Source organism: Acinetobacter sp. NEB 394 (genome assembly GCF_013374795.1).
GTDB classification, from domain to species: Bacteria; Pseudomonadota; Gammaproteobacteria; order Pseudomonadales; family Moraxellaceae; genus Acinetobacter; species Acinetobacter johnsonii.
The window spans coordinates 3,450,977-3,473,559 of record NZ_CP055277.1 but is presented as its reverse complement, the minus strand read 5'-3'; the positions used below and the strand labels follow the sequence as shown (position 1 = coordinate 3,473,559).

The window sequence follows — 22,583 nt, the reverse complement described above, 5'->3', positions numbered from 1 at the left end:
AATTGAATTAGAAACGGAATTTGGCATTTACGCCAACAGTTTGAGTATCAAGATTTACAACTTCTTTAGCGTTAGCGTTTACATAGCTCGCACCTACAGCAACAGCTGGAGTGATGAAGTAGTTAACGTTTGCACCCCAAGCTGAGTCAGGAGTACCAGCAAAGCTTGATTCAACATAAGAAGCACCAACACTTAACGCAGGAGTTAAGTAAAGGTCAGTTTTAAGTTGGTAAGCGGTGTCTTCACCGTAAACAAGACCAGCTTCTAAGCCGAGCGCCATGTTTGTACCGTCGATGTTACCTACGTATTTAGTACGTGCAGTAACCGCGTCTTGATCGTCAGCAATAGTCGCTGCTTCACCAACAGCTTTAACAACACCATTGCCCATTACGTTGAATGCATCAAGCGCAGTTGTGTCAGCAACGCTAGTATAACCGACAGCAACCAAGAAGTTTGGCGCAGCTAAAGCACCCACTTCAAGTGCATAACGGTCGCCATTGTCATCAGGAGTTTCGCTGTTTTTACCATCGAAATGCGTGTGGCTATAAGACGCACTTGCATATGCTGGAACGAATTTAGTAGGAATATACGCTTCAGCTTTAGCGCCGTAGTTGTGTGCGATGAAATCAGTACCGTCAGTGCCTAATTCAGCATAGTTATATGCCAAAGAAACATTTGAAGCTTGGTTTAAAAAAGCAGCTTCAGCTAAAGGACCTTTAGATGAATCAACATCTTTAAAGTAGAAAGTACCTTGTAAACCGCCAGTAAAATCTTTGTCATTTGCATCAGATGCATCGATGTATTCAGATTGACCTTGTACTTCGAATTGGTATGCTTGAGCAGCGGTCATGGCTAATAATAAAGCAGTGGCTAAACCGAGTTTTTTCATGATATTTACCAGATTGTTAACATTGGATTAAACTAATGCTATTCTATTGTAACAATTTATTAAGTCAATGAGCTCTAATGGTATTATATTATTCAGTAATTACTCTAGCTATGTTAGAGGTTAAAAATTGCTCAATTGAGTGTATCCATGTCAACCAAAAAAAACTTAAAGCAGAACAATAGGGTATACCTATTTAGAAAACAGAGAATGCAGGAAAATGAATTGTACTGAACTTGGTTTTTAATTGGTAAATTAGATTGAATGTATGGATATAAACGGTAAAAAAAGTTAAATAAGGCACCTCAAATATAGGCGTTTTTGTGTCCTAAATCTAAAAAACGCCTAAAATTAGCGCAAAAAGCTCGTTTTTTGCTTGCATAATGTACATATCCTCTGAGTATTTGTGATAATTTTCACGCTAATTATAGCGTTGTGTTAATCCATAGCACTTTAGTTGGCTTTACAAGTGAACAGATTTATTTCATAATAATTTTAGCGAATCATTTAACAATATTGTTGTTTTCTGAGAAGCTAATTCTCCTCAAACAGTTTTTGTTTATCTGCCCAACTTTCCCCAAGGTTGGGCTTTTTTTTATTTAAATTTTCAAGATTTTATTTTCTTTCTGAATAAAAATATATTGCAATTTAATGCATCATAATGGTGCAATTATAAATATGCATTTTCATTAAAAACTTTTATTTGGTCAAAAAAAACCAACTTCTAAAAGAAGTTGGTTTTTTCCGCCAAAATTTGTGGGAAAATTAGAATATTTGCTGAGGATATACTCTAATGCGCCCCAATATTGCGCATTATGCACTTAAATGTTGCATGTGTAAATATAAGCACTTTAAAAAATGGGAATTAAAAATATTGAATGAAATTCACCCTAAACATGAATATTATTAAGGATGGATTGACTCAGCTTTCATAGGTGAGTGAAAGTTTAGCCGTGATCATTTGGGGCTGATGAAATCTTAAAACGATGCAAAACAAAGAATTAATCACTTAAATACACGATATACTGTTCGTATAATAAACAGTTAATTTGGTTTTCTTTTATTTTGGAATGGGGGCGTGGTTGAAGTATGCGAGAAATACGCTCTGAGTATTTGAGTCAAAAGCTGTATATTGCAATGAGCATTATTATTTTGTCATTGTGCAGCTTATCCATTCCGTTGATGGTTAAAAGTTATCGTGATTACATCAAAACTAACCAAGCTTTAACTGAAATACAAGCCTTACAGGCTGTTGCAGACTTGGCCAATAAGATTTCACGAGAGCGTGCGCCAGCCAACAAACTCATGTCGAGTAATCAACAAGACTTTGCCAAACACGTGCTTGAGTTAAAACTATATCGGCTCACGGTGGATGAGCAGATGAAAAAGACTTTAGAGGTTTTAAAGCATTCGAACCTCCCAAATTTAGATTTAAGTTTATTTGACCGTTTAGATGAAGCTTTAATGCAAGGCAGACAGCAGGTGGATGCTTATGCAGCTCTGCCACGTGAGCAGCGCAATGCAGAAAAAATGGATCAGGCCATTTTAGAAATGTTTAATGCTTGGGAGCATAGTCACGATGTCCTAAAAGATGTGATCGCTGTATCTGAAGGCAAAGACACCGCTGTTTCAAACTTCTATGTCCAAATTTTATTATTAGCGGACTTACGCGATCAGGCTGGTCGTGCTGCATCCAATGTGATGGCGCATGTAGCTTTTAAACAACCGATTCCTGAAACCAATTTAGCACGTTCTTTACAGACTCGGAAGCAAGTGATGTATTTGTGGGAACTCATTGATACCTTACAGCCTGAGCGTGATAAAACCGAAGAATTTAAGGTGCTGCATCAAGCGGTTTATAATGAGTTTTTAGCCAAAGGGCTATTGATTGTTGAGCGCTTGATGAATGAAAGTATTTACCATCGACCGTACTATTTAACGGGGACACAGTTAACTGAAGCAATCGTTGATAAATTTTCGACCGTGGTGGAATTGCAAAATTATTTACTCAAATATAGCGTTGAAAAAGCCATCATTGAAAAGCATAAAGCACAAAATATTTTGCTCACAACGGTGGGTATTTCGCTCATTTCAATTTTTGCCGCACTGTTTACCATGATCTATGCGCGTAAGAGAGTGTTTAGTCCACTCATTCAAGCGCGTGAAATTCTGTTTGATTTATCCCATTCCAGTATTCGCCCCAACCCGATGGATACCAAAGATCAACCCGCTAATGTGTATTCTTTATTTACAGCGATTCAGCAGTTAAAACAGACGCTTCAGCAGCGAGATGCGTTGGAGTTTCGACTCAAGAATATTGCGCATTTGGATTCATTAACCGGGGTTGCAAACTGTTATGCTTTGAATGAATACATTAAGCTTTTGGAAAATCAGCCCACTCAATTCTCTGAGACTTGTTTAATGGTGATCGACATCGATCACTTTAAGCAGGTCAACGATGTGTATGGGCATCTGATGGGGGATCAGGTGATTCAGTTTGTGGCTGAAAAATTAAAAGAAAATATTCGAACATCTGACTTGCTGGTACGTTACGGTGGCGATGAATTTATCGTACTGATTGAAAATGTTGGAATGGAGCGCGCTTTAAAAATTGCGGAAAAGATTCGTTCTGAGATTTATGAAGCGAAGTCAGTTGATAATGTACGCTGCCCTGATTTGAAAGTTAGTATTAGTATTGGGGTTGCAATTGGTGCGACCAGTTGGATGGCACTGTTAGAAAAAGCCGATCGTGCGTTGTTTCAAGCCAAAGAGCAGGGGAAAAATAAGGTGGCGAGTTGATTAGTTTTTGTAAGATTTTTCCGCTATAAAGAACTGACGTTGTTATAAAAATTGTGAAAATGAACCTAGATAAAGCACGACATTTAGAAAATATTTTAAGAGAAAATGATAATAATGGTATTGCAATTGCAATTACGGGATCATGGGGTGTAGGGAAAACCTTCTTTTGGAAAAAATTTCTTGAAAAAAATGCGAGAAGTGAGCAAGAAAGAAATTTTTTGCCTTATTCGATTAAACGTAAATTCCCTAATTTTTTTGACAAAAAATATGCTTATATTTCGTTGTTTGGGATAGAGAATTTGGCTGACCTTAAAACAGCTATTTGTTCGAATTTAAGTTCTAATCATTTTAAAGAAGAAGTAACTCCTGATATTGAAATACCATTATTTGTCAAAAAAGGTTTAGCAAAAATAAGTACAGTAAACTTTTCAAAAAATGGGTTTAGCGGATCAGTAAGATTATTGGATGCACTGCTATTTCTTCAAGTTCAAGATGCAATCATTTGTTTTGATGATTTTGAGCGAATGTCTAATAAGCTTGATATCAAAGATGTTATGGGTTTAGCGAACCAACTTAAATTAGAAAAGAATTGTCAGGTCATTTTGATCTTAGATGAAGACAAGGCTGAAGGTGATAACAAAAAAAAGTACGCTGAATATAAAGAAAAATTGATTGATGAAGAAATAAAGATAACCTCAGTTGAGCCACTGATTCGTGCAAATGCAAAAGATATAGAGGAGTCATTAGTAGGTTTAATGGTGAAATTTGCAGATGAATTAGAGATCCATAATTTTCGGTTCTTCCAGAAAGTGATCAAGCTTTATAAGGCATTTAGAAAGCAGTTGTCTGAAGAAGTTGCTGATTCAACCAAAGAGATAATTTTAATCAGAGTTCTACAATGTTATTTTATTTCTGATTTTGGTGAGAAATATGAGTTTCAATGGGAAAATATTAAATTGGTTCTCGAAGATAAGCAAATAAATTGGTCTGAGCGAAAAACTAAAACTTATGAAGCTCTACGGGCGATTTCTTACAACTTTATTCACTCTGACGCATGGCTTACTGAGTTTAAGAAACGGTTTGATCAAGCAGGTGAACTAGATTTCAGTTTATTGAAAGAGCTAGCCAATTCTGACTTGATATCAGAAAAGAATAATAAATGTAAAGACGATTTTCATAAGTGTTGTGAAGACTTTTGGGGATTAAAGGTCGATAAAAAATTTCCAGATAATTTTTATGAAAAAACAAGGCTTGTTATAGGACTAGAGAATTTAAGCAATTTAAGTTTTGCTTTAAAAGTTTTAGAAATTTTCAACAAAGATGTAACAGCTTTGGAGCAAGAAATTATTGATTGGATCAACGAAGAAATGGAAAAAGATACATCTCAATTTCGAATAAATGAAGGTTCTGGTGAAATAAGGGTGGTTTTTAAAGATTTCATAAAGAATTTCGAATTTAATAAAGAAAAGCTTCCACAACTAAAAGATGCAATTTTTAAAATTTATATTAAACAAGCATGGAATAATAAAGATGAATTGTCTGTCCAGAAGGCAAATAAAGAAGACTGGGAAAAAATACTATTTGATGAAGTATCTAGGGATTCAAGATTTGACTCAATAAATAGTAGTTACATTGTTAAGAAAATATTGGAACGAGAAAAAGGGTCTGATTTGGGCAAACAGATTAGTAATTGGATTACTGAAATTTATAACGAAAAAGCAAAAGAAGATAAGTTCTATAAGAACTATATGAGTTTCCTTATTTCTAGACTAGATAATTAAAAAAAGGGCCCTTACGAGCCCTTTTATATTACTTCAACAACGGTTTCAAAAATTTCGCAGTATGCGAAACTTTAGATTTCACCACATGTTCAGGTGTACCTTCTGCAATAATCATCCCGCCACCTGCACCACCTTCAGGGCCTAAATCAATCACCCAGTCAGCAGTTTTGATCACATCCAAATTATGCTCAATCACCACAATGGTATTACCCTTATTGCGAAGCTCATGAAGGATATCTAACAGTTTAGCAATGTCATGGAAATGTAGGCCTGTAGTGGGTTCATCCAAGATATACAACGTTTTACCCGTATCACGTTTTGCTAATTCACGTGCCAATTTCACACGTTGCGCTTCACCACCTGATAGTGTTGTTGCAGACTGACCTAAGCGAATATAGCCCAAACCCACTTGATTCAACGTTTCCAAACGACGATGAATGACAGGAATAGCATCAAAGAAATGCATAGCATCTTCAACGGTCATATTTAGTACATCGGAAATATTCTTCCCTTTATACCCAACTTCTAACGTTTCACGGTTATAGCGTTCACCATGACAGTTATCACAAGGCACATACATATCGGGTAAAAAGTGCATAGCCACTTTGATCATGCCGTCACCTTCACAGGCTTCACAGCGACCACCTTTCACGTTAAACGAGAAACGTCCCGCAGCATAACCACGTGCTTTGGCTTCAGGCGTTTGTGCAAACAATTCACGAATCGGAGTAAACAAACCCGTATACGTCGCAGGGTTAGAACGAGGTGTACGACCAATTGGGCTTTGATCAATATCAACAACTTTATCAAGGAATTGCAGACCATCAATCGAGTCAAATTTCTCAGCCGTTAATGTCGTTGCACCATTAAGCTGTGTCGCTGCTAAAGGCAATAAAGTACGGTTAATCAGCGTAGATTTACCTGAACCAGACACACCAGTCACACAGGTCATTACACCCAAAGGAATGGTTAAATCCACATTCTGTAGGTTATGACCCGCAGCACCCATCAATTTAATTTGTTCTTCAGGCTTTGGTGGTGCAGTACGTTTTTTCGGTACTTCAATTTTCAGTTTGCCTGATAAATATTGACCCGTGAGAGATTCACTATTCGCAAGGATTTCATCATAAGTCCCTTCAGCAATCACATGACCGCCATGAATACCAGCACCAGGGCCAATATCGATAATATGATCTGCTGCACGAATCGCATCTTCATCATGCTCAACGACTAAAACGGTATTCCCCAAATCACGTAAGCGGACTAAGGTTTCCAATAGGCGATCATTATCACGTTGATGTAGACCAATCGACGGTTCATCGAGGACATACATCACACCCATCAAACCTGCGCCGATTTGCGAAGCCAAACGAATACGTTGCGCTTCACCACCAGACAATGTTTCTGCTGAACGAGAAAGACTTAAATAATTCAGACCTACTGATACTAAGAAATGTAAACGCTCACGAATTTCTTTAAAAATCTTATCGGCAATTTCGCCTTTTGCGCCATCAAGATTTAAATCTTGATAATAACTTTCCGCATCACCAATCGACATTTTTGTAATTTGGGCAATGGTTTTGTCTTTAACTCGAACATGGCGTGAAATTTCATTCAGACGTGATCCACCGCAGGCATCACATGCTGCATTAGACAGATATTGTGCCAAATCATCACGAACATAGTTTGACTCTGTTTCACGATAGCGACGTTCTAAATGTGGCAAAATTCCTTCAAAAGGTTGTACACGATTATGTTTGCGACCACGTTCATCGATATAACTTAAATCAACTTTTTCTTTGCCTGTACCGTATAAAAATTTCTTTTTGGTATCCGCATCCAATTCATTCCAAGGTGTATCCAAAGAAAAGCCAAAATGCGCTGCGACTTTTTCAATCATGCTGTAGTAGTACGGACGTTGTCTGTCCCAACCGCGAATTGCGCCTTGGCTAATCGACACATCAGGACTTGGAATGAGTTTTTCAGCACTAAAATGGCTACGGGTCCCTAAACCATCACAGGTTGGGCAGGCACCAAAGGGATTGTTAAATGAAAACAAACGCGGCTCAAGTTCTGCAACGGCACGGTCACATTCAGGACATGAGTGTTTAGCCGAAAAAACCCGATCTGGGTGTTCACCGTTCATCCAAGACAAAACAGCAATATCACCACCTAAGCGCAGTGCCGTTTCAAAAGATTCTGCAATACGGTTGCCGAGGTCATCACGGACTTTAAAACGATCCACCACCACTTCAATGGTGTGCTTTTTCTTTTTATCGAGTTCTGGAATTGGGTCGAGATCAACAATCTCACCATCGACGCGCGCTCGGACAAAACCTTGACTTTGTAGCTGTTCAAACAGGTTGGAATATTCGCCTTTACGCTCACGCACCACAGGTGCAAGCAGCATCAACGCTGTTCCTTCATCCAATCCTTTTACTGCATCGACCATTTCCGATACGGTCTGTGCCACCATCGGCAAATCATGCTCTGGGCAAAAAGGCGTGCCGACACGTGCGTAGAGTAGACGTAAATAGTCATAAATTTCGGTAATGGTACCTACCGTAGAACGTGGGTTATGGCTGGTTGACTTCTGTTCAATCGCAATGGCAGGGCTTAAACCTTCAATTGAGTCAACTTCAGGTTTTTCCATTTGTGACAAGAACTGGCGCGCATAGGCCGAAAGCGATTCGACATAACGACGCTGACCTTCGGCATAGAGTGTATCAAATGCAAGCGATGACTTACCTGAACCAGAAAGTCCCGTGATCACCACGAACTTATCGCGGGGAATATCAAGGTTCACATTTTTTAAGTTATGGGTACGTGCGCCTCGAATACGGATATGACTTTGGCTCATAAAACTATCTCGAAATTGTGCAGATGAAGGAGGTATATGATAACGACTTATGCTTTATTCAAGTGTTAAACATGATTTTATAGCGACAAATCATGTCGGCCAAAAGAAAAGTGATGCTGCTAGACTGTAGCTAGATTTCAGTGTTGAAACAAGTCTCAAGCTATCGATATTGGTTGCGACTGAAGATAGAAAGATGTTTACGTATTGCGTAAAAAAGAGTGGATCACCCATTTGGCGTAGAGCAAAAGTTGCATCATGACTGTGCTATTTTTGGTTTGCCGTACGCGTTCAGGGATAGAGTATTGTTGTGGTTGCAGCATTTAGCATGCTAGTGCATAAGGACGTTCAAAGATTGAATCGACCATCTCAAAAGCAAAGGGACGGATAATGTCATGATGGAGACGGGCATAGAAATTGACTTCGTGCTCAAGAGTTTGTAAGAAGGCGTCGTAGTCATCTTCAAAGTCTGGTAGGTCGAGTAAGTCTTGTTCTCGACTTAAAACGCAATGATATTTTTTAATAAAAGCCAACATCAATTTTTGAATATGTGGATTGGTATAATAAATGAGATAGGTCGCGGCAGAACCACAGTGTAAACAGCCTTTTTCAAGGTATATTTCTTCGTTATTTAGCCAGCAGCATTGTACGGTAAAAAATGCACGAATGGCTTCAGTACCTAGAGGATCAGGATGCATGAGAATGACCCTCGAAAGTTAATTATGTAAATGATAATTATTGTCATTATTAAAGTTTAGTTTCAAATGCCTAAAATAGCAATCGCGCCATCTAAAAAATATGATGTTAGGTCAATAAAAAGCCCTGAAGGGTTCAGGGCTTTTTGGATCATTTTCGCTTTTAAGCGTGGTCTAAACCGAGCCATTGCTGCTGTTTATAAGCGCTGTCCCAGAACAACCATTCCAGTTCAGCCCCTTTACGGTAGGCTTTATGCATTTTCTCAATAGTATCCGCATCGCAACGTGCAGCCACTTTATCGATGGTTGCAATTACATTACGTACCGCTTGGTTGAATTCCTCACCTGCGTAAGTATCAATCCACGCTTGGTACGGGTTGTTGGCGATAGAGTTACCCACAATGTCTTTACCGACTTCAGCATAAATCCAAAAACAAGGTAAGAGCGCTGCTAACACCACAGGGTAGCTTTCAGACCAAGCGGTTGCCGTTAGAAATGAAGTGTAATGGTGACATGCCAAAGTCAGCGGGGTTTCTTCAAACTGCTGTTTTGAAATATCAAAATTTTTCATAAAGCCATCATGTAAACTGCGTTCCACCACAATCGCTTCTTTGGCCCCTTGGCTAAACTGAATAATGTCGTCAGCCTCATACGCTTTGGCACCACACACCGCTAAAGCACGACCATAAGCCACCAAGTAGTGCGCATCTTGAATCACATAATGACAAAATGCTTCTTTATTAAGTGTGCCTGAAGCCAATTCTTGGTTAAAAGGTAAAGCCAGTGTTTTTTGATATAAGTCGACATTACGTTGCCAAACGTCTTGAGAAAAAGCCATGATTAGATCCTGAGGGAAGCCAAAATATGGGCAAGACTATAACAACAGTTTGCGCGGAACAACAATCCATCTCCGTACATCGGTGAGATAAGTAAAAATTAACGAAGATGTTTTGGTTTCAGGCGCAAAAAGCGTCATAATTGCGGCCATAAAACTCAACCTGTTTTTTAAGTTTTCGTTCATCTCCAAATTTTTTATAGGTCGATCTGTCATGATGAAACATTTTGGTTTCTCTATCATTTTTACGATCGTGTGTCTTGCGTTGTCTGCGTACTGGGGTTTTACCCATGGACCAGAAGCTGGCTTAAAGACCATGTTTACTGCTTTGACCATCACTGCAATTTTAGCGGTGATGGAGGTCTCGTTATCTTTTGATAATGCCGTGGTCAATGCATCTGTGTTACGTGGTTGGGATCATTTCTGGAAAACGTTGTTCCTGACTGTGGGTATTTTGGTCGCTGTATTTGGTATGCGTTTAATCTTCCCTGTCGCAATTGTGGCTGTAACTGCAGATATGGGCTTTGTTGAAGTCGTACAACTGGCTTTGAATGATCCAAAAACCTACTCACAACGTCTGATGGATCACCACCCTGAAATTGCTGCGTTTGGTGGAGCATTCTTGTTACTTGTGTTCTTAAACTTCTTCTTAGATGAAGAGAAAGACACGCACTGGTTCCGCTGGTTAGAACGCCGTTTGACCAACTTAGCCAATGTTCCTGCAATGTCAGTCTTCCTTGCACTGATTGCACTTTTGGTGATGGCGGCCAATGTCGACGAAGCTAAACGTCTGGTGGTGACCATGGCGGGAATCTGGGGCATCGTGGTTTATATTGGTGTACAAGTCTTAAGTCATTTGTTGGGCGGTGAACCTGAAGTTGATGAAGACGGCAATGCAGTTACACATGATGCCAATGGCGCAACTACAGGTGTGGTCAAAGCAGGTATTGGTGGTTTCTTATACCTAGAAGTACTTGATGCATCGTTCAGTTTTGATGGCGTAATTGGTGCATTTGCGATTACTTCCGATGTTGTGATTATTATGCTGGGTCTCGCGATTGGTGCGATTTTCGTGCGTTCAATGACCATTTACTTGGTCGAAAAAGGGACTTTGGATGCCTATGTTTTTCTTGAACATGGTGCACACTACGCCATTGGTGCTTTAGCATTCATTATGCTGGCAAGTGGTACAGGTCTACATGTACCAGAAGTCGTCACGGGTTTAATTGGTGTAGCCTTTATTGTTTGGGCTGTTATTGCTTCTATTCAATACAAAAAACATCAAGCCGCTTAAAGCAGATTGCTTTAAACTGCAGAAAAGCGCAGCTCAGGCTGCGCTTTTTGTTTTTCAGATCAGGAAGGCTTTTATTAAACATAAAATTCATGCCGCTAGTCGGATTGAATAGCCTATAATCTTGATCCAAGATTAATTCAATACAGTCTGTCCTCGTTTATGATGAATGTTTTAGAACGTCGTTCAACTTTTGCCTTAAGCAGTATTTTTGCCTTACGCATGTTGGGTTTGTTCATGATCATCCCTGTATTTTCTGTGGCAGGGCAGACCTATGAATATGCAACGCCTGCGTTGCTCGGTTTGGCTGTGGGGATTTATGGCTTAACACAGGCCATTTTACAGATTCCTTTTAGCTTGATTGCCGACCGTTATAGCCGTAAGCCTTTGGTGGTTTTTGGGCTGCTTCTGTTTGCTTTAGGTGGTGCAATTGCAGCGATGTCAGACACCATTTATGGGGTGATTATTGGCCGTGCCATTGCGGGTGGGGGTGCAGTGTCTGCGGTGGTGATGGCACTACTGGCGGATGTGACCCGTGAAGAAAACCGTATGAAAGCCATGGCAACCATGGGCATGAGTATCGGGGTTTCTTTTGCTGTGGCTTTTAGTTTGGGGCCGTGGCTTACCGGTTTAGTGGGTATTTCAGGATTATTTTGGGTAACGACCATCATGGGCTTGGCGGCCATTTCGATGCTGTTTTTGGTGCCAAAAGTCACCCGCCATCATCGTAATTATCAGCAAGGTTATTTGGCCCAGCTCAAACAAGTCTTAAAAATGGGCGATCTGAACCGTCTGCATGTGTCGGTGTTTAGCTTACATTTATTGCTGACAGCAATGTTTATTTATGTTCCATCACAGCTTATCGATTTTGCAAAAATTCCACTCAATTCGCATGGCTGGGTGTATTTACCGTTGTTGGTGATTAGCCTATTTTTTGCCTTTCCAAGTATTGTGTTGGCTGAAAAATATCGCAAGATGCGAGGCATCTTTTTAACGGCCATTGGCGGCATTATTTTAGGCTTGGGCATCCTAATTTTTGGCTTTGAGTCGAAGTATATTTTGCTGACAGGTTTGGGCTTATTCTTTATTGCTTTTAACGTCATGGAAGCGTTGCTGCCGTCATGGTTATCGAAAGCTGCGCCAATTCAGTCTAAAGCCACCGCGATGGGCGTAAATGCCAGCAGCCAGTTTTTAGGCGCATTCTTTGGTGGTGTCACAGGCGGTCAGTTGCTGCTGTTAAACAATACAGCCTTGGGCTGGAGCATCCTGACTGGACTGGCGATTGTTTGGTTATTGATTAGTTTTGGCTTGGCGCAACCGCGTTATTTGTCTTCGATGGTGTTGCGTTTACCAGAACATAAACAAACGGACGAATGGACTTCACAGCTTTTAGCGATTCGTGGTATTGAAGAGGTCGTGGTGATGTCTGATCAGCAAGTAGCGTATGTAAAAGTCGATAAGCAGCAAATAGATGATGCTACGCGACAAGATTTAACGCAGTTGTTGGGGAAAGAGGTAGCCATTTAAGCATAACTCTTATAAAGTAAATAATAGAAATAGATAGGAAGTAAACATCAGATGCGCGGTGTAAATAAAGTTATTTTAGTGGGCACATTAGGCCGAGATCCAGAGACGAAAACTTTTCCAAACGGTGGTTCGTTGACCCAGTTTTCAATTGCCACGAGCGACTCTTGGACAGACAAAAGCACAGGTGAGCGTAAAGAGCAAACCGAATGGCACCGTATTGTGTTACACAACCGTCTAGGTGAAATTGCGCAACAGTACCTACGTAAAGGTTCGAAAGTTTATATTGAAGGTTCACTGCGTACTCGTCAGTGGACAGATCAAAATGGTCAAGAACGCTACACCACAGAAATTCGTGGTGAGCAAATGCAGATGCTCGACAACAACCGTCAGCAAGGTGAGCAAATGCAAGGCGGAAATGATGGTTATGCACAACCACGTTTCAATAATAACCAAGGTGGTGGTTATAACAATAACAACAACCAAGGCGGTTACGGCGGCAACCCTGCAGCGGGCAATAGCAACAACCAACAAAGTGGTTATGCGAACAATAACCCAAGCGGTTTTGCACCAAAGGCGGCACCTCAGTCAGCGCCTGCGGCAGCACCAGCAGATATGGATGATGATCTTCCGTTCTAGATCATATATAGATATAACTTGTTAAGTTATTTAAGATAATTTTGTTTTAAATTTATTTTAAATTAATTAGGGTCTGTTGACATTTTCTGTTCAAAAAAATAGCGAGAAAGTAAAATTTAATCGCCAAACCAAATTTACTTCTCGCTATGCCCCGTACAATGCTGAATGATCAACACTGGTCTAAGTTACTTTCTATTTTCCGAAATTTTGATATCTATTTCAAATCTAATTTGAGAAATTTTGTCGAAGCAATACTTTATAGAATAAGAACAGGCTGCCCATGGCGTGATTTGCCTAAAGAATTTGGTTCGTACAATTCAATCTTTAAAAAATATAGTCGTTGGTGTAAAAATGATAAGTTAATGAAAATATTTAAATTAATTTCTTCAAATGCTGATATGGAATGGGTTTTTATTGATGGTAGTCATGTTCGGGCACACCAACATTCTGCTGGAATAAAAGATCAGGATATCTCTAAAAGCATTGGTGGAAATAGTTCTAAAATACACTTAGCTGTTGATGCGGATGGTAATCCAATCGAAATAATTATCTCCGATGGAACGATTCATGATGTCAAGATTGCTCCTAAAATGATTGAAAAACTTGATTTGAGTGAAACGGAAGTATGTTGTGCAGACAAAGGATATGACTCTGAATCATTAAGAGAACAAATATCTGCGAAAAAAACTAAAGCGAATATTCCAAGAAAATCAAATACTCAGTCAAATAATAATCATATGGATTGGTATTTATATAAAATCAGACACTTAGTTGAGAATGCATTTTGTAGGTTAAAGCAGTTCAGAGGAATAGCAACACGATATGATAAGCTAAAGTGTAGCTATGAGGGGGCAGTTGCATTAGCTTGTATATTTATTTGGCTACCTTTATCGGGTAAATTCTATACTTGAAATGTCAACAGACCCTACTTAAACAGAAAAATAGCTTCTTTTATGTTGTAAATAAGGGAGGCTATTTTTTAAACTATAGAAAATAGACCTCTTGCGAAAGTATCGTTTTGCCTAATTTTTGAATTGGCTAAAACCTTATTAAATGTAGCTTTAGGCTGTTTAAATTTTGACTAACGCAATAGGTCTAATGTTAAGTGGCTTTGTTGCACAAAGATTTCATAACTATATGATTTTAAAAGTTTTGATTATTTTTTGATCCAAAATTAAATTTATTTAAATCAGATGCTTACATATTTATGCAACAAAGCCTCATTTTAAGGGATGTTATCAAGTGCTACAAAATTTTTTTGAAAAGAGTAGATTTTTAGTTATTATAGTTATTATAAATTGCATAATATCTTCTATTTTTTTATATTTATCAACTATATATCTTCTAATTGATGCAATAATTTTTATTATAAAAAATATATATGCAACTAATTTTGAAGTAAAAATAGTTGTTGTTAAATTTTTAAAAATCCTCGATGTCTCGTTAATTGCTATTACATTTCATTTAATTTCAGCAGGTTTTTATAAATTATTTATTCAACAAGCTATTTTTGACAATAGTTCTTTTCTTAAGACACTATCAATTAATAAGTTTCATGATCTAAAAGTTATTATATTACATGTATCTATTATAGTTATAGTCATCTTGTTTTTAGAAGATATTGTTGTTTTTGGTGGAACTTTAGCCAACTTATATGCTGGTATTTCTTCTAGCCTAGTCATATTAGCAATAATTTTTACTTGTAAGCTATTAGATAATGATCATCACAAAGACGATGAATAACTTAAATCGCAAGGACTCATTTATAATTACTCTTTTATTTGAGCATTTAATTGAAGTTAAGATTAGAGATCGTCATGTATTGAGAAAAAATGTCTGATTCAAACTTCACTAAACTCAAAATTGCGTCAAAGATTGCAGCTTCAAATAGAAATACTGCACTCTTTCTTTAATCAAAAAATCTGCATGCTTGGTTTTTCCATAAGAAAAAAACCAAAAAATGATCCAATATTCTTAGAAACTGCCAAAAATTTTCTAAAAAAATCCCGATCAGGATTCGGAACTTTTCTAACTCCAAATTTGAAATTTTTTTCAGACCTAGGCAGATCAGCATTATTTAAATCAAGTTGCCATGTCACTGAATACTCGTCCTAGAAAAGCGTTAGATTGGCTTACACCATTAGAGAAGTTTGCTCAGCTTGTTGATTATTATAAGGCTTTTGAAACTGTCGCACCTCATGTTTGAATTCGCCATTATGTGATTCTGCATGAACTTTGTCATTTGGTTGAACATAATCATAGTGAGCGTTTCTACCAACTATTGAATCAAGTTATGCCTGATTGGTCGAAAATAAAAAATCAATTAGATATGATGGCGAATAAGTTAATAAATTGATTAAGATTTTTGTTTTTCGACAAGAGTTAAGAAAGGTTCTCTAATTTATTTAAGGAACTCATAAATATTAGAATTTAAGCACTCTAGCCAATCCATTAATTCAAGAATATCGATTCTTCGATCCAAATTCTCTATTTTTGCTACATATGACTGTGGCTTTTTTAAGCGTGAGGCAAGCTCTACCTGAGTAACTTCTTTTAACTCACGTATTCGAATAAGTTTATCAATTAGCTGTTTATAGCGAGGATCATGTATTTAGCTCATAGCTCGACATGTTGTACTATTCTTTTAAATATCCCAAAATGGGATATTTGGGGTTTTGGAGATGGTGTTTAGATATGAATATAAATCATCAACTTAAGTTTAGTTTTCTAGGGCTTGTTGAGAATTAACAAATGCTACTGATTAATTTACAATAGTACTATGGATAGATACATACTTACTGATGCCCAATGGGCAAAAATGGAACCTTTTTGCCTAGGTAAAGTGACCGATCGAGGTCGTAGTGGAAAAGATAATCGATTATTTTTAGAAGCAGTCCTATGGATTGCCCGTACAGGCAGTCCATGGCGTGATCTACCTCCTCATTTTGGTAAATGGAATACCGTCTTTAAAAGATACCGTGATTGGGTGAAAGCTGGTGTATTTGAAACTATTTTTGCATCTGTAAATGAAGATGTTGATTTGGAATACGCCATGATTGATGGAACGATTGTTAAAGTTCATCGACATGGGCAAGGTGCAAAAGGGGGACTTTCAAACAGTCTATAGGTAAATCTCGAGGTGGAATGACCTGTAAAATTCTTGCCTTAGTGGATAGTCTAGGCAACCTTATTAAATTTCGATTAATGCCTGGTCAATATCACGATTTAGTAGAAACCAAACCTTTAATTGAAGATGTTGATTTTCAAGCATTACTGGCTGATAAAGCATTTGATGCAGATTGGCTCATCCAAGAACTCAATGAACGTAAAGTGAAAGTGGTGATCCCACCTAAATCTAATCGAAAAGTAATGAGAGCATTTGATACGATTATGTATAAATGGCGTCATCTCATTGAAAACTATTTCTGTAAGTTAAAAGAATTTAAACGTATAGCGATGCGTAGTTGTAAAACAGATACGAGTTTTGAAGCCATGATTCAATTGTGCGCGAGTTTAATTAACTCTCGGTAATTCTCAACAGACCCTAGACTTTTTATCAAATCAAACATTCTTTAACTCTGAGTTTAAAAACATTCGAGCAGAATTTATAAAATATTCTCCTGAATATGAGCCTAAAAGATTTTATTCAAAAATCTATATTATTTTTAGGGAGTTAGTAAGTCAAAACTTGATATTTATGGATACTAGTAATTGTACGTACAAATATTCATCTAATTATTCAAAAAAAGATATTTGCGATTTAATTAGCTAATTGAAATTTTTAGAGGTTGAGAATTGTCTTTCGATGGAATATACACGTGTAAATGAGAATATATCAGATTTATTTCAGGAGTTAAGCATATATAAAAAGTATCTTATAAAATTTCCTAAGTGCTCTGAACTGATTAATCGATTTATAGATCAAAAAGAATCAGAAATTCACCTTTTAAGCTATGAGCTAAAAGCTTTGAGGAATTTATTAGAAGCTGAATAGGAGCAGGCTAGTCTTATAAATTTCAATAGAGCTGCGTCTGAATAATCAAGAACAATAATATCTTTACATCTGATCCTAATTCAACTGTATATAAAATAAGTATTGCAGAATAGTAATTCGAATGAACTTATACAGATGATTAACACCATAATTTATAAAAAAGATAGGTTGAATTTAGTATAGATAGAAGCAATTTTTTTTTGTTATAGTATTATTTAGACTTCCGTCATAAATCAAAAAACGTACAATTTATTTGATCTTAAATTAATCAGCAAAATTATTTAATTCAAGAGATAATCCTTGGATGAAATTCAAAGATATTCAACAATTATCAGACGTTAAGTTTCGTAGGCTTACCGGTGTTAGTTGGGCTACATTTAACCTCATGTTGGCCGAGCTAAATAAGCATTTACCTCGTCATATTGGTAAAGGACGACCGCATAAATTACCGTTGGAAGATCGTTTGCTCTTATGTATAGAATATTGGAGAGAATATCGAACATTTTTCCATCTTGGTATGAGTTACGGTGTATCTGAAACGAGTGCAATTCGTATCACACGTGTTATTGAAGATACCTTAATCCGTTCTGGAAAATTTAACTTGTCAAAACAACTTCCTAATCGAGATGAAGTGGATTGGGAAGTTGTTGTGATTGATGCAACTGAAATATTAGTTCAACGTCCAAAAAAAACAGAAGAAATGGTATAGCGGTAAAAAAAAGCGACATACCTTTAAATTTCAGCTATCTATGCACTATACAACAGGTGAAATACTGAGTGTATGTGGAAGTCATGGAAGCATGCATGATTTTAAAATATTTAAAAAAAGTATGAGGAAATTAAAATTTAAGCCCTTTTTTATCGTTGATAAGGGGTATTTAGGGATAAAAAAATTGGGTTTTGGATGCCTCATGCCATCTAAAGCAAAGAAAACTGAAAAATTAGATTCTGAATTAAAAAAGTTAAATAGAGAGATTGGTCGTAGACGAATTCAAGTAGAGCATGTATTTGGAAGGATGAAATGTTTTAAGATTTTATCTTGTGTATATAGAAATCGTCGTAAAAGATTAAACCTGCGGTTTAATTTACTTGCTGGCATATACAATTTAGATTGGGTGAAAGATAAACAATTAAATTGATTGAAAAATGATTTATGAAGGAAGTCTTTTGTAAAATATTCAATTTTTTTAAAAAAACATATGGATACTGCAACTTATAGTAAAACTAATATGAGCAAAGTCATATTAGTGGGCACATTAGGCCGAGATCCAGAGACGAAAACTTTTCCAAACGGTGGTTCGTTGACCCAGTTTTCAATTGCAACGAGCGACTCTTGGACAGACAAAAGCACAGGTGAGCGTAAAGAGCAAACCGAATGGCACCGTATTGTGTTACACAACCGTCTAGGTGAAATTGCGCAACAATACCTACGTAAAGGTTCGAAAGTTTATATTGAAGGTTCACTGCGTACTCGTCAGTGGACAGATCAAAATGGTCAAGAACGCTACACCACAGAAATTCGTGGTGAGCAAATGCAGATGCTCGACAACAACCGTCAGCAAAGCGAGCAAATGCAAGGCGGAAATGATGGTTATGCACAACCACGTTTCAACAATAACCAAGGTGGTGGTTATAACAATAACAACAACCAAGGCGGTTATGGCGGCAATCCTGCAGCGGGCAATAGCAACAACCAACAAAGTGGTTATGCGAACAATAACCCAAGCGGTTTTGCACCAAAGGCGGCTCCTCAGTCAGCGCCTGCGGCAGCACCAGCAGATATGGATTTCCGTTCTGATTTGTATAATATCTAAAGGCTCTAGACTAGCAGATTTACACTTAATTTTACCTAATGAGGTTCCACAGCTCAGTTGCTAACTCATTAGGTTCCCTCATCCAACGCCATTCAGTTTCTTTAAGATGATAATCAAAGTACTCTTTTGATATGCCGTTAAACTTTGCTAGCCTTCTTTTACAAAAGCTCCAAAATGATTCTATTCCATTTATATGGCATTGTCCTCTAGCAAACTCATTTGCTCCGTGATTTACCCTAAAATGCTTTGAATAACCCACATCAACAAGACCATTATAGCCACGCCATCCATCACTATAAATCACACTCTCAAGTGAAACTTTACCAATGATAACCTCTTGTAAAGTCTTCATTTTACAGTCAGGTACGATTTCAGTATAGACGCGCCCATTACGTTCGAATATTCCAAACACTGGCTGTTTTAGAGTCCCACGACCACGCTTTAACTTTCCATGAAACCCACGTTGCCTTTTCGCTCCAAAATAGCTTTCATCTACTTCTATTGAACCAACAAACTTAGCTCTTAAATCTGTTTGATGATCATAGATAGTTTCTCTAAAAAGCATGTACCAATAATTAATCGTATTACGATTTAAATTGAGTAATAAGGCTGTTTTGGAAGCAGGAATATCAACACAAAAGTATTGAATAATTTTTTTAATCTTGTAGTGACTTAATTTACTGTTTTATATCATTATTCTAGACTAACATAATTATTCTGCTAGTCTAGAGCCTATCTAAATATTGTATGAAGTAAAAAAGAACTTGATTTATATCAAGTTCTTTTTTTTATGGTAGGCAAATTTGGTATTTAAAAAAGAGCTTTATGGCATCAAAATGTTCAGCTCATATGAGTGACAGAGCATACTTTTCCTCTATAAAAAAAGGGACCTCTGATGAGATCCCTTTTTAAAAAGACGAAATGCTAATAAATCATGATAAAGATTGCTGAGGATGAACCATATTTTTGATCGATAGCACATCAGCCAAAATTTGATCAGACAATAGGTTTTCAGCTTTAATTAAAGCCAATACACTTTGACCAGTTTCATTGGCTTGTTTTGCAATACGAGTCGTTGTTTCATAGCCCAAATAGGGGTTGAGTGCAGTAATAATGCCGATTGAATTATCTACATTGGCCTGACAGTGTTCAGCATTGGCACGGATGTTTTCAATACATTTATGTTGGAACATTTGCATAGCTTTACCCAACAAATCGATCGATTCGAACAGTTTAAAAGCAATTAACGGCTCCATCGCATTGAGCTGCAGTTGACCTGCTTCGGCCGCCAAAGTAATAGCCAAATCATTTGCAATGACTTGAAAACACACTAAATTCATGGCTTCTGGAATAACAGGATTCACTTTGCCTGGCATAATTGAGCTGCCCGGTTGACGCGGTTCTAAATGGATTTCATTCAGACCAGTACGAGGGCCACTAGAAAGCAAACGCAGGTCATTGGCAATTTTTGAGAGTTTAGTCGCGGTACGTTTTAAGAAGCTCGATAATAAAACGAAATCGCCCATATCTGAGGTTGCTTCGATTAAATCAGGTGAACTGCTGATCTGCTTTTGCGTAATTTCAGACAATGCTGCGATGGCATATTCACGATACTTAACTTCGGTATTGATGCCTGTTCCAATTGCTGTTCCGCCTAAATTTACAACACTTAAAGCAGACGGCATGATGTCATTGAGCTTGTTTAAATCATTTTGTAAGGTATTTGCAAATGCGCCAAATTCTTGACCCAAGGTCATTGGAACGGCATCTTGCAATTGGGTACGACCCATTTTTAAGATATGCGAAAACTCATCTGACTTGTTCTTAAAACTTTGAATTAAATTTTGAAACGGGCTGTTCAATTGCTCAATTGCAAAAATTAAACCTACTTTAATTGCTGTTGGATAGACATCATTGGTTGATTGAGACATATTAATATCATTATTTGGATGTAAATATTGATATTCGCCTTTTAAATGCTCTAAATGTTCTAATCCAATATTAGCCAGTACTTCATTGATATTCATATTGGTGGATGTTCCCGCACCACCTTGAATCATATCAATTGGAAATTGGTCATGATACTTATAATTAATAACTTGTTCACATGCATACTGAATAGCATTGTATTTATTTTCTTCAAGTTTATTGAGTTTAAAATTGGCTTCTGCGCATGCAGCTTTAACCATTGCAAGGGCATTAATAAAAACAGGGAATTGATTGAGTTTATTTGGACTTAAATTAAAGTTCTCTAAAGCTCTTAAAGTTTGTACACCATAATAGCAATGAGCAGGAATTTCTTTATGTCCTAATAAATCCTTTTCAACGCGTGTGTTAATCTTAATGTTCATTTAAATAGACTCTAATCTCGAATAAATCGATATTAAAGTGCGCACGGCTTTTTTTCTAATGTAAAAATATATTACTACATGCATTTTTTGCATAATAGATTATAATTGATCAAAGGATGAGTGAAGAATGAGTTATGACTTTAGAAATTCGATGGATTGAAGATTTACTTGCATTAGAGCAAGAAAAATCGATATCTCAAGCAGCAGCTCTACGACATGTCACGCAGTCTGCCTTTACGCGCAGAATTCAGAATATTGAAAACTCATTGGGTTTCCAAATTTTGAAAAGATATAGTAAAAACATTGATTTCACAGAAGCAGGTCAAGTTTTACTGGCTTCAGCAAAAAACATACAAAATCAACTTACTACAACAATAAAATATTTAGAAAAGAATGTGAAACATGATGAGTTAACCGTCAAGTTTGCAGTGTCACACTCGCTCATCACCCAGTTTTTCCCCCGCTTTATTCATGAGTTAGCGATGGATATGACGGACTTAAAATTGGAAATTATTGCCTCAAATTTCAAACAGGGGATGCGCTTACTAAAAGATGGCTCGTGTGATTTTTTAATCAGTTATTGTGATCAAAAAACATTAGAACAATTCGATCGTTCTTTGTTCGAATTTCATAAAATTGTTGAAATGGAAATACTCCCGGTGACGGCTTTAGATCATGACGGGACTGCCAAATATTCACTCGATCAGTCATTTCCTTTGTTGTCTTATAGTAAACAAGCATATTTAAGAAACTGTGTGGATGAAGCGATTGAGAATAATTTGGATTATAGAACTTTATATGAGACTGATAATGCCGGTGATTTAAAAGAGTTGGTATTACAAGGTTTAGGTGTGGCATGGCTGCCTAAATTATTGGTTGAAAGAGAAATTCAAGAAAACAAATTAAAAGTACTGGACGGTAAGCAGTACTATTTATTTCAAGATGTCTATCTGGTTAAACGAGAAATGTCATTTTCAAATCGAATTAATTATATTTGGAATATTTTAATTCAGAAAAATAAATAATTGGATTTTATGGATTATTTTTGTTAATCGTTTTGAGGTATATTTAAATAATAAATAAGGTGATTTTATGAATAGTAAATAAAGGACTTTAC

20 protein-coding genes and 2 pseudogenes are annotated in these 22,583 nt (G+C 37.1%); 13 read left to right on the top strand and 9 right to left on the bottom strand.

Features of this window, described 5'->3' with window-relative positions; all coding sequences use genetic code 11:
• Nucleotides 1–7: 7 nt before the first annotated feature.
• A complete protein-coding gene (omp33-36, locus tag HUK62_RS16965; RefSeq protein ID WP_176538410.1) occupies nt 8–889 on the bottom strand; it encodes a porin Omp33-36 in 882 nt (293 codons plus the stop codon).
• Between the two features lie 1,086 nt (nt 890–1,975).
• Between omp33-36 and HUK62_RS16960 the strand changes: the two genes are divergently transcribed.
• Complete coding sequence (locus tag HUK62_RS16960) at nt 1,976–3,685, top strand: GGDEF domain-containing protein (protein WP_176538409.1); 1,710 nt, start codon at nt 1,976–1,978, stop codon at nt 3,683–3,685.
• A 59-nt stretch (nt 3,686–3,744) separates the two neighbouring features.
• On the top strand, nt 3,745–5,466 hold the full coding sequence (locus HUK62_RS16955) for a P-loop NTPase fold protein (RefSeq protein ID WP_176538408.1): 1,722 nt from the start codon (nt 3,745–3,747) through the stop codon (nt 5,464–5,466).
• A gap of 28 nt (nt 5,467–5,494) precedes the next feature.
• Here HUK62_RS16955 and uvrA read toward each other — a convergent pair whose 3' ends face one another.
• The 4 genes from uvrA to tenA form a co-directional block, all read right to left on the bottom strand.
• Nucleotides 5,495–8,326: an excinuclease ABC subunit UvrA gene (uvrA, locus tag HUK62_RS16950; protein ID WP_176538407.1), complete on the bottom strand. Its 2,832-nt coding sequence runs from the start codon at nt 8,324–8,326 to the stop codon at nt 5,495–5,497.
• Nucleotides 8,327–8,523: 197 nt separating this feature from the next.
• Nucleotides 8,524–8,646, bottom strand: a complete 123-nt coding sequence (locus HUK62_RS19255) for a hypothetical protein (RefSeq protein WP_267314094.1) — start codon at nt 8,644–8,646, stop codon at nt 8,524–8,526.
• The gene (locus HUK62_RS16945; RefSeq protein ID WP_176538406.1) at nt 8,647–9,021 is read right to left on the bottom strand and encodes a hypothetical protein; all 375 of its coding nucleotides are present in this window, start codon (nt 9,019–9,021) and stop codon (nt 8,647–8,649) included.
• A gap of 160 nt (nt 9,022–9,181) precedes the next feature.
• Nucleotides 9,182–9,856 carry a thiaminase II gene (gene tenA / locus HUK62_RS16940; protein ID WP_004691671.1) on the bottom strand — a complete coding sequence of 225 codons (675 nt, stop codon included), beginning with the start codon at nt 9,854–9,856 and terminating at the stop codon, nt 9,182–9,184.
• 211 nt (nt 9,857–10,067) lie between these two features.
• On the opposite strand from tenA, the gene HUK62_RS16935 reads away from it, so the two are divergent.
• The 5 genes from HUK62_RS16935 to HUK62_RS16915 all read left to right on the top strand — a co-directional run bounded on the left by HUK62_RS16935 (nt 10,068) and on the right by HUK62_RS16915 (nt 15,050).
• The gene (locus tag HUK62_RS16935; RefSeq protein ID WP_058870674.1) at nt 10,068–11,147 is read left to right on the top strand and encodes a DUF475 domain-containing protein; all 1,080 of its coding nucleotides are present in this window, start codon (nt 10,068–10,070) and stop codon (nt 11,145–11,147) included.
• Nucleotides 11,148–11,306: 159 nt separating this feature from the next.
• Nucleotides 11,307–12,671: an MFS transporter gene (locus tag HUK62_RS16930; protein ID WP_176538405.1), complete on the top strand. Its 1,365-nt coding sequence runs from the start codon at nt 11,307–11,309 to the stop codon at nt 12,669–12,671.
• A gap of 51 nt (nt 12,672–12,722) precedes the next feature.
• The gene (ssb, locus tag HUK62_RS16925) at nt 12,723–13,307 is read left to right on the top strand and encodes a single-stranded DNA-binding protein (protein ID WP_004691666.1); all 585 of its coding nucleotides are present in this window, start codon (nt 12,723–12,725) and stop codon (nt 13,305–13,307) included.
• A 146-nt stretch (nt 13,308–13,453) separates the two neighbouring features.
• On the top strand, nt 13,454–14,218 hold the full coding sequence (locus HUK62_RS16920; protein ID WP_176538404.1) for an IS5 family transposase: 765 nt from the start codon (nt 13,454–13,456) through the stop codon (nt 14,216–14,218).
• Between the two features lie 331 nt (nt 14,219–14,549).
• Nucleotides 14,550–15,050 carry a YqhA family protein gene (locus HUK62_RS16915; protein ID WP_110976010.1) on the top strand — a complete coding sequence of 167 codons (501 nt, stop codon included), beginning with the start codon at nt 14,550–14,552 and terminating at the stop codon, nt 15,048–15,050.
• A gap of 170 nt (nt 15,051–15,220) precedes the next feature.
• Here HUK62_RS16915 and HUK62_RS16910 read toward each other — a convergent pair whose 3' ends face one another.
• A complete protein-coding gene (locus HUK62_RS16910) occupies nt 15,221–15,406 on the bottom strand; it encodes a hypothetical protein (RefSeq protein WP_141192738.1) in 186 nt (61 codons plus the stop codon).
• Here HUK62_RS16910 and HUK62_RS16905 point away from each other — a divergent pair.
• Nucleotides 15,370–15,513 (top strand): annotated as a pseudogene (locus HUK62_RS16905) (IS30 family transposase); the annotation flags it as partial. The gene HUK62_RS16910 and the pseudogene HUK62_RS16905 overlap by 37 nt on opposite strands.
• Nucleotides 15,514–15,708: 195 nt before the next feature.
• On the opposite strand, the gene HUK62_RS16895 reads toward HUK62_RS16905, so the two are convergent.
• Nucleotides 15,709–15,918: a helix-turn-helix transcriptional regulator gene (locus HUK62_RS16895; RefSeq protein ID WP_228723771.1), complete on the bottom strand. Its 210-nt coding sequence runs from the start codon at nt 15,916–15,918 to the stop codon at nt 15,709–15,711.
• 168 nt (nt 15,919–16,086) lie between these two features.
• On the opposite strand from HUK62_RS16895, the gene HUK62_RS16890 reads away from it, so the two are divergent.
• The 4 genes and pseudogenes from HUK62_RS16890 (at nt 16,087) to ssb (HUK62_RS16875) (ending at nt 19,115) form a co-directional block, all read left to right on the top strand.
• Nucleotides 16,087–16,838 (top strand): IS5 family transposase gene (locus HUK62_RS16890; RefSeq protein ID WP_101495461.1). Its coding sequence is split into 2 segments (ribosomal slippage): nt 16,087–16,423 and nt 16,423–16,838, totalling 753 coding nucleotides; the frame shifts between segments, so codons are not numbered across the junction.
• Between the two features lie 767 nt (nt 16,839–17,605).
• The gene (locus HUK62_RS16885) at nt 17,606–18,010 is read left to right on the top strand and encodes a transposase family protein (protein WP_176538403.1); all 405 of its coding nucleotides are present in this window, start codon (nt 17,606–17,608) and stop codon (nt 18,008–18,010) included.
• Between the two features lie 37 nt (nt 18,011–18,047).
• Nucleotides 18,048–18,440 (top strand): annotated as a pseudogene (locus HUK62_RS16880) (transposase family protein); the annotation flags it as partial.
• A gap of 60 nt (nt 18,441–18,500) precedes the next feature.
• On the top strand, nt 18,501–19,115 hold the full coding sequence (gene ssb, locus HUK62_RS16875) for a single-stranded DNA-binding protein (RefSeq protein ID WP_176538402.1): 615 nt from the start codon (nt 18,501–18,503) through the stop codon (nt 19,113–19,115).
• Nucleotides 19,116–19,146: 31 nt separating this feature from the next.
• On the opposite strand, the gene HUK62_RS16870 is transcribed toward ssb (HUK62_RS16875), so the two are convergent.
• Both HUK62_RS16870 and HUK62_RS16865 read right to left on the bottom strand, forming a co-directional pair.
• Entirely contained in the window at nt 19,147–19,776 is a 630-nt protein-coding gene (locus HUK62_RS16870; RefSeq protein WP_228723770.1) for an IS1595-like element ISAcra1 family transposase, read from the bottom strand.
• 271 nt (nt 19,777–20,047) lie between these two features.
• Nucleotides 20,048–21,466 (bottom strand): aspartate ammonia-lyase, encoded by a 1,419-nt coding sequence (locus tag HUK62_RS16865; protein ID WP_176538401.1) that lies wholly within the window; start codon nt 21,464–21,466, stop codon nt 20,048–20,050.
• A gap of 134 nt (nt 21,467–21,600) precedes the next feature.
• Between HUK62_RS16865 and HUK62_RS16860 the strand changes: the two genes are divergently transcribed.
• The gene (locus HUK62_RS16860) at nt 21,601–22,491 is read left to right on the top strand and encodes a LysR substrate-binding domain-containing protein (RefSeq protein ID WP_176538400.1); all 891 of its coding nucleotides are present in this window, start codon (nt 21,601–21,603) and stop codon (nt 22,489–22,491) included.
• Nucleotides 22,492–22,583: the final 92 nt, after the last annotated feature.